The organism is Mycobacterium gordonae (assembly GCF_017086405.1).
Classification (GTDB): Bacteria; Actinomycetota; Actinomycetes; order Mycobacteriales; family Mycobacteriaceae; genus Mycobacterium; species Mycobacterium gordonae_D.
Window position 1 is genome coordinate 3,477,294 of record NZ_CP070973.1, and the last position, 13,662, is coordinate 3,490,955.

Consider the following 13,662-nt stretch of genomic DNA (forward strand, 5'->3'; position numbering starts at 1 on the left):
GAAAAACGTTGTTGCATTTGATCGGTCGCCTGGCCCTCGCTTTCCCACGCCGGGTGATCGCGGTGGCGATCCTGGCGATGGTCACCGCCGTGATCTTCGGTGTCCCAGTGATCAAGCACCTTTCGGGGGGTGGCGGAACCGACCCAGGTTCCGAATCCGCCAAAGCCACCGCGCTGCTGTCGCAGAAATTCGACCAGGGCGATATGACCTTGGTGATCGCGGTGACGTCCCCGGACGGTGCGCACCGATCGCAAGCCACGGCGGTCGGCACCGATCTCGTTCGGCGCCTGAAGGCATCCCCAGACGTCCGTGAGGTGCAATCGGGGTGGACCGCGCCGCCGGAAGCGGCATCTGCTTTTTTCAGCAAGGACGGCAGGACCGGGCTGATCGTGGCCGCCATCTCCGGCGGTGAGAGCAACGCGCAGCGAAACGCCATGCGACTATCCGACGAACTCGTCCACGACCGGGACGGGGTCAGCGTGCGCGCCGGCGGTGATGCCGCCGTCGCTTGGCAGGTGAACGCCCAGACGCAGCAAGACTTGCTTCTCATGGAGGCGGTCGCGTTGCCGCTCAGCTTTGTGGTGCTGGTCTGGGTTTTCGGCGGTTTGGTCGCGGCGGCGTTGCCGGTGGCCGTCGGAGTGTTCGCAATCGTGGGTTCGCTGGCAGCGCTGCGCGCGATCGCCTTATTCACCCACGTGTCGATCTTCGCGCTCAACCTCTCCGTCGCCATGGGCATGGCGCTGGCGGTGGACTACACCTTGCTGATCCTCAGCCGATTCCGAGATGAGATCGCGGACGGGCAGACCCGGGAGGCGGCGCTGATGCGCACGATTGCCACCGCCGGCCGCACCGTGCTGTTCTCGGCGATGACCGTTGCGCTGTCCATGTCGACGATGGTGCTCTTCCCGCCGTACTTCCTGAAGTCCTTCGCCTATGCCGGAACAGCGGTGGTTGCGCTCGCCGCGGTGGCGGCGATCACCGTGACCCCCGCGGCGATCGTGCTGCTGGACAGTCGACTGGATTCCTGGGACGTGCGCCCGTTGCTGCGCCGAATCTTCTGGGGCTCGGCAGGTCCGAGCGGCTCGATGCAGGGGTGGTCCTGGTATCTGTGGACGAAGGCGGTGATGCGCCACGCGCTGCCCGTCGGAATCGCGATCATCGTGTTGCTCTTGCTGTTGGGCTCTCCGTTCCAGCGGGTGCGGTGGGGCTTCGCGGACGACCGTATCCTGCCCACCTCGGCCTCGGCGCGCCAAGTGGGCGATCTGCTACGCAACGACTTCCCGGACAGGGGAGTGCCCGACATCACGGTCGTGCTGCCGGACGCGGCCAATCTGAGCGCTTCGGAACTGAATTCGTATGCCGCCGCGCTGTCCCGGGTTCCCGAGGTGAAGTGGGTGTCCTGGCTGGACGGCACGTTCGTCGACGGCCAGAGGTTCGGTCCGCCCTCGGCGCCCTACGGATTCAGGGACGGCAGTGCTTTTCTGACGGTCGGCACCACCGCGCCGTTGTACTCCGACGTGTCGATTACCCAGCTGGACCGCCTGCACGCCGTCCCCACTCCGAAAAGCACGCCTGCGTGGCTGACCGGTGTGGCGCAGAGCAATCGAGATAGCGTGCACGCGATCGCATCCCGGTTACCGCTGGTGCTGACACTGATCGCCCTCATCACGCTGACACTGGTGTTCCTGTTGACCGGAAGTGTGGTGCTGCCCGTCAAGGCGCTGCTGATGAACACGCTGTCACTGACCGCGGCATTCGGCGCACTGGTGTGGGTATTCCAGGAGGGCCACCTGGGGGGCCTGGGTACTGCTGCCACCGGCACTCTGGGCGTGCAACTGCCGGTTCTGTTGTTCTGCATCGCTTTTGGTTTGTCGATGGATTACGAAGTATTCCTGATCTCGCGGATCCGGGAGTACTGGCTCGCCTCCGATCAGGGGCCGGGCGCCAATGACGAGAGCGTGGCGCTCGGGGTGGCACACACGGCTCGGGTGATCACTGCCGCGGCGCTCATCATGGCGATCTCGTTCTCGGCGTTGATGGCCGCTCAGGTGTCGTTCATGCGGCTGTTCGGATTCGGCTTGACAGTCGCGGTGCTTGCCGACGCCACATTGGTGCGTATGTTGCTGGTCCCGGCGTTCATGCACGTGCTCGGCCGGATCAACTGGTGGGCACCCAAACCGATGGCCCGGCTGCACCAGCGGTTCGGGCTGCGGGAGGCGCAGAGCCACAGTCGTTGAGGCTGATCCGCCGCAAGAATTTCGCAAGAATTGCGACAAGATGCGGCAAGCGTTGCGCGGCAGGGTAAGCGTGTCGCCCGATCGGGCGGTCCGGCCGGGTTTCACCCGCAACGCAGGAGGACAGACATCGTGGACACCACTCACCCACTGACGTTGACGACCGGGCAGATCTTCGCGGGATTCCGGATCGTCCGGGTGCTGGGTGCCGGCGGTATGGGCACGGTGTATCTGGCGACGCACCCGCGGTTGCCGCGGGAGAACGCGCTCAAGGTGTTGCCGGAGCAGTGGAGTGCCGACCCAGTGTATCGCGCCCGGTTCGCGCGGGAAGCCGAGTTGGCTTCGGGTCTCTCGCACCCCCACATCGTCCAGGTCCACGACCGTGGCGAGCAGGACGGGCGGTTCTGGCTGTCCATGGACTATGTGCCCGGAACCGACGCGGCCCGGCTGCTGCGGGAGAAATTCAACGGCGGAATGCCTTTCGACCAGGTGCTGCCGATCGTCACCGCGGTCGCTTCGGCCCTCGACCATGCTCATCATCGGGGCTTGCTGCACCGCGACGTGAAACCGGCCAACATCCTGCTGGAAGCGGAAGGTCAGCAACCGCAAGGGATCTTCCTGGCCGATTTCGGCATCGCGCGGCGCATGGACGACGCCCTCGGACTCACCGCGACCAACATGACAGTGGGCACCGTGAGCTATTCCGCCCCCGAACAACTCCGCGGTGAGACGATCGACGGGCGTGCCGATCAGTATGCGTTGGCCTGCACCGCGTTTCATCTACTGACCGGCGCGCCGCCCTTCGACGACTCGAATTCGGCGGTGGTGATCGCCCACCATGTTGGCGCCCCACCTCCGTCGATCGGGGCCTTGCGTCCCGAATTGGCGGGACTGGACTGGGTTTTCGCCACCGCGATGGCCAAGGATCCGGCACACCGGTTCGGCAGCTGCCAGGAGTTCGCCGACCAGTTGGCCCGACATGCGGCTCCGGGATTCGCGTACGCCGGCGAGATTCCGGGTGGCGCGACCTTGCAGTACCCGCCCACCTCGCCGAGCGTGACGTTACCGACGCTGCCCCGGCCGGCAATTGCCGAGGGACGAGGCAGACGTAGCCGCGTTCTGATCGCCGCGCTGGCCTCGATCGTGTTGCTCATCGCCGGCGGCATCATTGCGGGGGAGAGGCTGATCTCCCACTATCGCTCGAGCGCCACCGCCAAGACCCCGGTTGCCGACTCCGCACCCAGCACCACCGCCGTACCCAACACCGGGCCGTTCACCGGCTCCTACCAGGTCGAATTCGGCGTGGTGACCGGCGTCGACGGCCAGCGGGCGCCGATTGCGGTGACCCCGACTTCCGAGACGTGGTCGGTGCGTTCTACGTGTGGGTCCGCCGGATGCGTGGCAACCGCGTCGCGGTACGGCGGCGAAACCATGCAGGTGCCGTCGATGGTGCTGGATCAGGTCGACGGGAGCTGGGTGGCGGTCAGTGTCGGGACGAGTACCTGTGGCGGCGCCGAGGGTGAAGTCTGGGAGACCGTCACCTTGCAGGCGCGGCCGGATGGCACGTTCGCCGGTGAAGCCACCCAGACGATGGCCAAGGGTTGCGCCAACAAGCGGAGCGTGACCTTCACCCGCACCGGCGACGTCGACGTCAACAGCCTGCCCGACCCGGCCGCGCTGCCGCCCCGGGTGACGTCACCGGCGGCGGCGCTGCATGGCCGCTACCACCAACTGTCCGTCCAGCCGAACGGTTTCAAGGAACAACGCGACTACGTTGTCCGTACTGACTGCCTACGCACCGGAGCCCGATGCGTGAGCCTGCTGCACACCGCGCCGGCTACCGCGATGGTGTTGCTCTACGCCGACGGCACGTGGAACTACGACCGGGAATTCGACGGCACCTGCGGCCGGGGCGGCACAACGCACGTGAGAATTGTGGTGCCCTTTGCCCTTCCGCAGCCGCTACAAGATCCGATCATGACGCTGAGCGGGAATGGTCACGAGGAACTAAGCGGTGCCTGCTCGAGCACCGACGTCCAGGTGACCTTTACCCGCACCGGCGACTGACCGATCGAAGGTCGCGCGATGAGCTCTTGGAGATGTTGTCCGCCACCAGATTTTGCGACGCCTATTGATGGACCGCGCTCCCGGCGATGTGCTGCTGTGCTCGCGGGCTGAACTGAAATCGCCGCCCGGTCACCGACTCCGGAACAACCCGCACATAGTGGGACTTCTCCGAGTCGGTCCACGGCAACAGGTGAGCGCGCTCGGCCTCGGCGATGTCATCGTCACTGCGTACTGAGCGGGCGGTGCCCTTGATGATCACGCTCCAGCCTTCGGCGACATTGTGGTCGTCCACTTCGAACACCACGTTGTTGTTGATCGCGGTGCTGACCAACTTGGTCCCCCCCGCCGTCCGGAACAAAATGGTCTTTCGCTGCACGACGTAGTTCACCGGAAAGATCTCGGGGCGACCGTCGACGGCCGTCACGAGTCGGCCCAACGTCATACTCGCCAGCAGCTGCCAGCATTCCTGTGCGGACAAGATGGTGGCGCCCACGTGATCTTGGCTTTCGTACGTCATAAGCATCAGGTTATGCAACGAGCGACGACCATCGCGCCTGCCAAAGGTCCTCTCCTGCGGGGGACCAAAGCAGTATCCGGCTCACGTGACCGCCGTACCGAAGAGGTGGCCCACCCCGTAGGTGAATGCCAGTCCCACAGCGCCCCCGATGGTGACCCGCAGCACCGCGCGGCGCACGCTGCTTCCGCCGATTCGCGCGCTCATCGCACCTGCCAGAGCCAGGGCGATCAACACCGCGACGAACGTCACCGGGACCCGCCAGGGTGCGGGCGGCAGAAGGATCGCCGCCAGCGGCAGCATCGCTCCGGCGATGAACGAGCCGGCCGACGCCGCCGCCGCTTGCCACGGATTGGTCAGTTCCTCGGGATTGATCCGCAGTTCAGCCTCGGCATGGGCGGCGAACGCGTCATGGGCGGTCAGCTCCTCCGCCACCCTGGCGGCGGTCGCCGGCGACAGACCCTTCGCCTCGTAGATGCTGGTGAGCTCGGCCAATTCCGCCTCGGGAGTATCGCGCAGTTCGTGACGTTCCTTGTGCAGCAGGGCACGTTCACTGTCGCGCTGACTGGATACCGAAACGTACTCGCCCAGCGCCATCGACACCGCGCCGGCCACCAGACCTGCCAATCCGGCGGTGAAGATCGGGCCGCGGGCGGCGGTCGCTCCGGCGACGCCGACCACGATGCCGGCCACGGAAACCACGCCGTCGTTGGCGCCGAGCACCGCGGCCCGCAACCAGTTCAACCTGCCGGCCGCGCCTGCGCGGTGCGGTTCGGAAGGATGGCGTCCGTGTCGGCTCTGTTGTTCGTCAACCACGGGTAAAGCCAACCGTACCGGCGCGAGTCCCGCCAGCAAGCGCAGGCTCACCAACGCCGTCACAACAGGCGCCGCACCCAGAACACCGTCGCGCCTACGAGCAGGAACGCGGCACCCGCGATCACCGACGTCGCAGGTAGCGCACATGCCACGATGACGCAGCCCAGGGTGCCGAACACCGGAATGATCTTCGGCAGCGCACCTTCCTCTGGGCGCAGGGTGAAGGCGGCCGCGTTGGCGATCGCGTAGTAGACCAACACCGCGAACGACGAAAACCCGATCGCACCACGAAGATCGGCGGCGGCCGCTAGCGCGGCGGCTACCACTCCGACCGCGAGTTCGGCCCGGTGTGGCACCGCGAACCGCGGATGCACCGCGTCGAGTTGACGCGGCAGATGGCGGTCGCGCGCCATCGCCAAGGTGGTCCGGGAAACCCCCAACAGCAGTGACAACAGGGAACCCAGCGCCGCGAGTACCGCCCCGACGGCGACGATCGGCACCAGCCACCCGGCACCGGTGACCCGCGCCGCATCCACCAGGGGCGTGGCCGTCGACGCAACCCGCTTCGGTCCGAGCACTGCCAGCACGGCGACCGCGACACCGGCGTATACCGCCAGTGTCACGGCCAGCGCGATGAGAATCGCCCGCGGGATGGTGCGGGCCGGGTCGCGAACCTCTTCGCCCAAAGTGGCGATTCGGGCGTAGCCGGCGAACGCGAAGAACAGCAGTCCAGCCGACTGCAATACGCCGCCCGTCGAAATGCCATGCCACGTCGTAAGGTTGGCCACGAGGTCGGGCGCGCCGAACCCGAACGCGGCAACCACCACGGCCGCCAGCACGAGTAACACCGCCGCGACGATGCTGCGCGCCAGCCATGTCGACTTCTGTACGCCTCGGTAGTTGACGATGGTGAGCGCCAGCACCGACGTCACCGCAACGATGTGCGCGTGGGCAGGCCACGCGTACGTTCCGACGGTCAGGGCCATCGCGGCGCAGGACGCGGTCTTGCCGACGACGAAGCCCCAGCCCGCGAGGTAACCCCAGAACTCACCCAACCGCTCACGCCCGTAGACATAGGTGCCGCCGGACGCGGGATACAGCGCCGCCAATCGCGCCGACGAGGATGCGTTGCAGTACGCCAGCACACCGGCCGCCGCCAAGCCGATCAACAGCCCGGCCCCGGCGGCGCGCGCCGCGGGCGCCAGCGCGGCGAAGATACCGGCACCGATCATGGAACTCAGGCCGATCACCACGGCGTCGCCGACTCCGAGGGTGCGTCGCAGTTGCTCGGAGGGTTGGCCGCCGGTCGTCACCCGATCACGCTACCGGGCCGGGCCGCCGCGGTGAGCAGTTCCCGGGAGGCGTCGTCCATGCATTGCGCGTAGCGGGCCGGATCGGGCAGCGCATCGCGATCGGCGGTGGCGCTGATGGACAGCGTCCCGTTGTAGCTGGCCACCACGTGGCACAGGTTCAAGCCGCCGATCAGCGGGACCCGGCACGTTGGTGACGGTCGTCTTAGCAACGGTCGGTCCGGAGAAGGGCAGCACGCTGGCGGCTTTGGCGGTGACCCCGAGCAGTGCGGTCGGCAATGTCGCCACCAGCTCGAGCATCCGCGTCCTGGTGGCCTGCTCGACGTCGGTGCGGCTCTGCGCGGTCGGCGCGGCGATGGCGGTCGGTCGCTCCAAAGGATCGGCGATGTCGGTTGCCAGCGTATGCAGCCGGCCAGCATGTTCCCTTTACCACTCCAATCACCGGCGTCGCGGAGGGAAATCGGGCGCGCGGCGACGAGGGACTCCTCGGGAAGCTCGTCATGCCCGGCGAGATACTGGCGAAGGGTAGGCGCACGTGGTATTCGAGGTCGAAGTTCGGGTCCTCCACCCAGTACGGCAAATGCAGGCCGCCCGGAAGCTCAGTCAGCCGCCGGCGGAAGACGTCGGCCAGATGCAGCCTGGCGTCCAGCTCCTCCAAGATGCCCTTGAACGTGACCTTTCCGCCCGGCGCGGTGGACGGGTCGTAGATCAGCAGCATCTGGATCTGCAACGGTGTCGCCGGACCCTCGGCCCGCAGCATCATGTCGTCGCTCCAACTCAGCTGCTGCACGTCAGGCCCCCGCTGTGCGTCGCGACTCACGTTCGCAACCAATGCTGCGCCACCGTTGACGCCGGCGTAACAAGTTCGCCATCGAACCTACCTACGGTGAGGCGGTCTAGCGTCCGTCAAGCGATCAGCCGCGGACCCCCCAGGGCCGGCTTGTGAGCCGGATAGTGAAGCGATAGGAACTCAAATTGAGCGGAAACGCGGTCCGCCTGCAGGCGATCAACAATGTCGAGGCTTATGTACCCCCGGCGATCAGTTTTGTACCGGGTGAAGCCCGGGAGAGATCTTCGGCTCCAACGTTTTCACCAAGGCCGAGATGCAGGCGCGGCTGCCGAAAGCGGTATTCAAGTCGATCGTGGCGACAATCGAGAAAGGTGCCCCCCTGGACCCCGCCGTCGCCGACACGGTCGCGGTGGCGATGAAGGACTGGGCGCTGGAGAAAGGCGCCACCCACTACGCGCACGTCTTCTACCCCATGACCGGCCTGACCGCTGAGAAGCACGACAGTTTCCTCGAACCGGTATCCGACGGGGCCACGCTGGCGGAGTTCGCCGGCAAGACCCTGATCCAAGGCGAGCCCGATGCCTCCAGCTTTCCCTCCGGCGGATTGCGCAGCACCTTCGAGGCGCGCGGCTACACCGGCTGGGATGTCACCAGCCCGGCCTACATCTTGGAAAACCCGAACGGCAATACGCTCTGCATTCCAACGGTTTTCGTCTCCATGACCGGTGAGGCGCTGGATTACAAGACCCCGCTGCTACGCAGCCAGCAGGCAATGGGCATTCACGCCGAACGCATCCTGACCCTGTTCGGGCACAAAGACCTCAACAAAGTCGTGTCCTTCTGCGGGCCCGAACAGGAGTACTTCCTGGTCGACCGCCACTTCTTCCTGGCCCGGCCCGACCTCATCAACGCCGGACGCACGGTGTTCGGCGCCAAGCCGCCCAAGGGTCAGGAGTTCGACGACCACTACTTCGGCGCGGTGCCCGAGCGCGTCCTGGGCTTCATGATGGACACCGAGCGGGAGTTGTTCAAACTCGGCATTCCGGCCAAGACCCGCCATAACGAGGTGGCTCCCGGCCAGTTCGAGGTGGCACCCATGTTCGAGCGGGCCAACATCGCCTCCGACCATCAGCAACTGCTGATGACGATCTTCAAGACCATCGCCAAGAAGCACGGCATGGAATGCCTGTTCCACGAGAAGCCGTTCGCCGGTGTGAACGGCTCGGGCAAGCACGTCAACTTCTCGGTGGGCAATTCCGAGCTGGGTTCGCTGCTGGTGCCGGGCGACACACCGCACGAGAACGCACAGTTCCTGGTGTTTTGCGCGGCGGTGATCCGCGCCGTGCACAAGTTCGCCGGCCTGCTCCGGGTGTCGGTCGCCTCGGCCACCAACGATCATCGGCTGGGTGCCAACGAGGCGCCGCCGGCGATCATCTCGATCTTCCTCGGCGAGCAGCTTGCCGATGTGTTCGAGCAGATCGCCAAGGGTGCGGCGACATCGTCAAAAGGCAAGGGCACCATGATCATCGGTGTCGACACACTGCCACACCTGCCCACCGACGCGGGGGACCGCAACAGGACCAGCCCGTTCGCGTTCACCGGCAACCGATTCGAGTTCCGGGCACCGGGTTCGGGGCAGACCGTCGCAGTGCCGATGATCGTGCTGAACACGATCATGGCCGACTCGTTCGACTACATGGCGACGATCCTTGAGCAGGCCGTCTCCGACGGTGAGGATTTCGACGCCGCGGTGCAGAAGTTGCTCACCGATGTCATCACCGAACACGGTGCCGTGGTGTTCAACGGCGACGGCTACTCGGAGAACTGGCAGATCGAGGCCGCCGAGCGCGGGCTGCCTAACCTCAAGACCACGTTGGACGCCATCCCGGAGCTGATCAAGCCCGAAGCCGTGGCGGTATTCGAGAAGTACGGGGTCTTCAACGAGCGCGAGTTGCACAGCCGGTACGAGGTGCGCCTCGAGCAGTACGCGTTGACCATCGCGGTCGAGGCGAAGCTGGCGCTGGAGATGGGCACGACGGTCATCCTGCCGGCTGCCGTGCGCTACCAGACGGAGCTCGCGCAGAATGTCGCCACCTTGAAGGCCGCCGGTGTAGAACCGAACACCGTTGCGCTGGAGGCTGTTTCGGCTCCGCTAGCCGACCTGACGGCAGCACTGTCGACGTTGAAGGCAGCGTTGTCCGACCACTCGGCGACCTCGGCGCTCGACGAGGCGACACACGCGCAGAAGGAACTGCTGCCGGCGATGGAGGCGGTGCGCGCCGCGGCTGACGTGCTGGAAGGCATTGTGGCTGACGACCTTTGGCCGTTGCCGACCTACCAGGAGATGCTCTACATCCTGTAGCAGACCGTCGTCGGGCGTGAGGGCCGGCCGCAACAGCGGACCCGGTGATTCCCGGCCCTCACGTCCGGCGACTCCCGTCATCCCAGGTCGCGGGCATCATCGGCACCGTCGGCGCGTCGGTGAATGCACTACCGGCGAGCCTGGTCAACCCACCGGCGGTGTCGATGTGGGGAAGCGTTGCGGTGCCGGTGAATCCGAGCGATCCGGCCCCCGCCTTCGAGTGGCCGGCCAGGGGCTCCTCCGGGCTCGCGGCGTCATCGAGGGTCAGGAACTCGTCGCGGTAGCCGCGGCGGTCGAGTTGGGCGCGTCGGCGTCTGCGGACCGGGACGGTGCCGCTGGGTGCGTCGGCGCGCACCGCGGCCGTCTGCGACGCGGGTGCGCTGGCGGTCGCCCGATTGTGCTGGGCAGGGCCAAAAGTCGGGCCGGGCCCCGCTCCGCCTACAAGGTAGGCGGGTCCGTGCAGCGGGATTGACGGGGCCGCACTTGCCGTGGCACTTGCCGGGGGCGCCTGATGGACGGGCCCGGAAGTCGGTGTCGTGCCGGCTGTCGCGGTGACCGATACGTCAAGACCGGCGACGGGCATCACAGCATCTGCGACAGCGACAGGCACGTCAGCGGCAGCTTCTTCCGCTATTGCCGGGAGGACGCACAGCGCGGAAAGTCCAAGTGCAAGCGGAATCGCGGCGAAGCCGGGCGCGGAGATGACGGTGTAGATGGGTGACCCCAGCAGGGCGAACGTGGCGGCGTAGGCGAAGACGTAGATCAGCGGAAGCCAGGTGGTCAATGCGACCGCGGGATTGGTGACGAAGTCGGCGACGATCTGCACCAGGGTGCCGAACGGATTGGTGACCAGTGCCTTGAGTACCCGGTACATGCTCGAGAAATGCTCGGACCAGGCCAGCACTTCTTCGATGGGATCGGTGGGAGTGACGGTCGTGGCCGCTGCGGCCAGGACCGGTGGTGACGGTTGCGTGGGCACCACCGCCGACCGCGCGGAAGCCGAAACTGCCTGGTAAACGGTCATTATCGTGGCGGCCTGCAACCACATGCGGGCGTATTCCGCTTCGTTCAGCGCGATCGGGATCGTGTTGCTGCCGAAGAAGTTCGTCGCGACCAGCACGCCGTGTACGGCATGATTGGCCGCCAGTTCGGCCAGGGTCGGCATCGCTGCCAGCGCAGCGGTGTACGCGGCCGCTGCCACCTCGTGCTGGGCCGCGGCGCCGGCGCTCTTGGCGCTGGTCTGCATGAGCCAGTCCAGGTATGGCAGGTGCGCCGCCGCGTAGCGCTCGGCGCTCGGGCCGTCCCACGCCCCGCCGTGGACCGCAGCAATCGTCGCTGACAACTCGGTTGCGACCGCGGCGAACTCGGTGCTGAGGGTCTGCCATCCCGATGCGGCGGCCAGGAGGGATCCGGCGCCCGGACCACAACTCAGCAGGCTCGAGTGCACTTCCGGAGGGGCCGCCATCCACGCCGTCATCGGTACCTCCTCGATCGATGTCATCACTCCCGCCATCGGAAGTTAGTGTTGGATAACCTAACTTAAATTAGGGTGACCTATCCACTATTCAGAGGAAGTGCTTAGGCGCGTCGCCCACCTGGCCGGCAAAGCGCGCCTCGCTGTAGCCGAAACCATTAGCCTTATGCCTGGCACGCAACCGCGTACTCGTGTCCGGCGCGGATCATGGTCGGGGCGCGAAGGCACCTCGGATCTACGGCTGCGCGAAAGGTGGGTGAGAAGTCGGCGATGGGTGACACGTCCGAGGGTTCGCGGGTGGGGACGCAGTTCGGGCCATACCGGTTGCGGCGCCTGGTGGGGCGCGGCGGCATGGGCGACGTCTACGAGGCCGAGGACACGGTGCGCGAGCGCGTCGTCGCCCTGAAACTGATGTCGCAATCGCTGTCGCAGGACCCGGTTTTCCGTACCCGGATGCAACGCGAAGCGCGTACCGCCGGGCGGTTGCAGGAACCGCATGTCGTGCCGATCCACGACTACGGAGAGATCGACGGTCAGCTGTATGTGGACATGCGTCTGATCGACGGCAAAGACCTGGCCGCCATCTTGAAGCGGTTCGGCCCACTCACCCCGCCGCGCGCGGTGGCGATCATCCGGCAGATCGGCGCGGCGCTGGACGCGGCACATGCCGACGGAGTGACGCATCGCGACGTCAAGCCGGAGAACATCCTCGTCAGCGCCGACGACTTCGCGTATCTGGTCGATTTCGGCATCGCCAGCGCGGGTTCGGACGAGAAGCTCACCCAGATCGGCAGCACGGTCGGAACCCTGTATTACATGGCTCCGGAGCGGTTCGGCGAGGCCGAAGAAGTGACCTACCGGGCCGACATCTACGCGTTGGCCTGCGTGTTATACGAATGCTTGGCCGGTTCCCCGCCGTACCGGGGCGACCAGCTCAGCGTGATGGGCTCGCATCTCAACCAGCCTATTCCGCGGCCCAGCCTCGCGCGCCCAGGTATCCCGGCGGCCTTCGACCAGGTGATCGCACGTGGCATGGCCAAGAATCCGGCCGATCGCTATCCCACCTGCGGCGACCTGTCGGCGGCGGCATACGCGGCGCTGGCCACGCCGGACCAGGACCGCGCCGCCGACATCTTGGAGCGCAGTCAGGTCGGACAATTGCCACCACCCCAGTTCGCCGGTCAGACGCCCGGAAGTTTCCCCACCACGCCGCCGCCCCCGATGGCACCGGCAGCACAGTGGCCGACCCAGGTTCCGGGGACCCAGCCCGCGGCCCAGGGCGGCCCCGCGGCGGCGCCCTGGGCCGGTACGCACGGCTGGGGAGCCGCGGGCGCCGGCAGCAGCGGCGCACCGCCGTGGGGACAACCGCCGCCGCCCCGCGGGACTGGCCTGCTGCGCAAGCCTTGGTTGTGGGCAGGGTTCGCCATCGCCGTGATCGTGGCGGTCGCGGGCGGGCTGATCATCGGCTTCTCCCAGCCCAAGCACGGAGCCTCACCGTCCAAATCGTCGACGCCGCCACCGGCCCCTGACGCGGTGCAGTTGAATGTGCTCAATGACGGCGTGTTTATCGGCAGCTCGGCGGCCGTCGCCACGATCGACGTCTTCAACGAACCGATCTGCCCGCCGTGCGGCGCGTTCATCAGGTCTTACGCCAGCGACATCGACACCGCGGTGAACAACAAGAAACTCGCGGTGCGCTATCACCTGCTGAACTTCCTCGACGAGCAGTCGCACACCAAGAATTATTCGACCCGCGCCATCGCCGCCTCGTATTGTGTCGCGGCGCAGAATGATCCGAAGGTTTACACCGATTTCTACTCGGCCCTGTTCGGCAGTGACTTTCAGCCGCAGGAGAACGCACCGGCGGATCGCACCGACGCGGAACTGGCACACCTGGCGCAAACCGTCGGGGCCAACAGCACCGCCACCAACTGCATTAAGTCGGGCGCCGACCTCGGCACTGCCCAAACCAAGGCCAGCAATGCAAGCGTGTCGTTGGCCGGCTTCAATGCCAACGGCACGCCGTTCGTATGGGATGGCAGCGGCGGTGTGGACCTGCAGAATCCCAACTGGCTGACGAAATTGATCGGATGAT

Annotated in this window: 7 protein-coding genes and 3 pseudogenes; 4 read left to right on the top strand and 6 right to left on the bottom strand. The window is 66.4% G+C overall.

Features of this window, described 5'->3' with window-relative positions; translation table 11 throughout:
• The first annotated feature begins 8 nt into the window (after positions 1–8).
• Together JX552_RS14705 and JX552_RS14710 are read left to right on the top strand one after the other, a co-directional pair.
• Positions 9–2,237: an MMPL family transporter gene (locus JX552_RS14705; RefSeq protein WP_205878060.1), complete on the top strand. Its 2,229-nt coding sequence runs from the start codon at positions 9–11 to the stop codon at positions 2,235–2,237.
• A 129-nt stretch (positions 2,238–2,366) separates the two neighbouring features.
• Positions 2,367–4,301, top strand: a complete 1,935-nt coding sequence (locus tag JX552_RS14710) for a serine/threonine-protein kinase (RefSeq protein WP_241011048.1) — start codon at positions 2,367–2,369, stop codon at positions 4,299–4,301.
• A gap of 61 nt (positions 4,302–4,362) precedes the next feature.
• Here the strand turns inward: JX552_RS14710 and JX552_RS14715 are convergent, their stop codons facing one another.
• The 5 genes and pseudogenes from JX552_RS14715 to JX552_RS32345 form a co-directional block, all read right to left on the bottom strand.
• Entirely contained in the window at positions 4,363–4,818 is a 456-nt protein-coding gene (locus JX552_RS14715) for a pyridoxamine 5'-phosphate oxidase family protein (protein ID WP_205878061.1), read from the bottom strand.
• An 81-nt stretch (positions 4,819–4,899) separates the two neighbouring features.
• Entirely contained in the window at positions 4,900–5,631 is a 732-nt protein-coding gene (locus JX552_RS14720; protein WP_241011049.1) for a VIT1/CCC1 transporter family protein, read from the bottom strand.
• A 59-nt stretch (positions 5,632–5,690) separates the two neighbouring features.
• On the bottom strand, positions 5,691–6,944 hold the full coding sequence (locus JX552_RS14725) for an APC family permease (RefSeq protein WP_277396082.1): 1,254 nt from the start codon (positions 6,942–6,944) through the stop codon (positions 5,691–5,693).
• A pseudogene (locus JX552_RS32340) lies at positions 6,941–7,316 on the bottom strand (WS/DGAT domain-containing protein). The gene JX552_RS14725 and the pseudogene JX552_RS32340 overlap by 4 nt, the downstream one beginning before the upstream one ends.
• A gap of 211 nt (positions 7,317–7,527) precedes the next feature.
• Positions 7,528–7,704: pseudogene (locus JX552_RS32345) on the bottom strand (WS/DGAT/MGAT family O-acyltransferase); the annotation flags it as partial.
• Between the two features lie 212 nt (positions 7,705–7,916).
• On the opposite strand from JX552_RS32345, the pseudogene JX552_RS14735 reads away from it, so the two are divergent.
• Positions 7,917–10,093: pseudogene (locus JX552_RS14735) on the top strand (glutamine synthetase III family protein).
• Positions 10,094–10,151: 58 nt separating this feature from the next.
• Here the strand turns inward: JX552_RS14735 and JX552_RS14740 are convergent.
• Positions 10,152–11,570: a PPE family protein gene (locus JX552_RS14740; protein ID WP_205878455.1), complete on the bottom strand. Its 1,419-nt coding sequence runs from the start codon at positions 11,568–11,570 to the stop codon at positions 10,152–10,154.
• Positions 11,571–11,837: 267 nt separating this feature from the next.
• Here JX552_RS14740 and JX552_RS14745 point away from each other — a divergent pair, with 267 nt between their 5' ends.
• Positions 11,838–13,661: a serine/threonine protein kinase PknE gene (locus JX552_RS14745; RefSeq protein WP_205878063.1), complete on the top strand. Its 1,824-nt coding sequence runs from the start codon at positions 11,838–11,840 to the stop codon at positions 13,659–13,661.
• The last annotated feature ends 1 nt before the right edge of the window (position 13,662 follow it).

Coding starts and splice junctions, on each gene's coding strand:
- JX552_RS14715 (WP_205878061.1), bottom strand. CDS start 4,818: ATGACGTACGAAAGCCAAGATCACGTGGGCGCCACCATCTTGTCCGCA.
- JX552_RS14740 (WP_205878455.1), bottom strand. CDS start 11,570: ATGACGGCGTGGATGGCGGCCCCTCCGGAAGTGCACTCGAGCCTGCTG.
- JX552_RS14745 (WP_205878063.1), top strand. CDS start 11,838: ATGGGTGACACGTCCGAGGGTTCGCGGGTGGGGACGCAGTTCGGGCCA.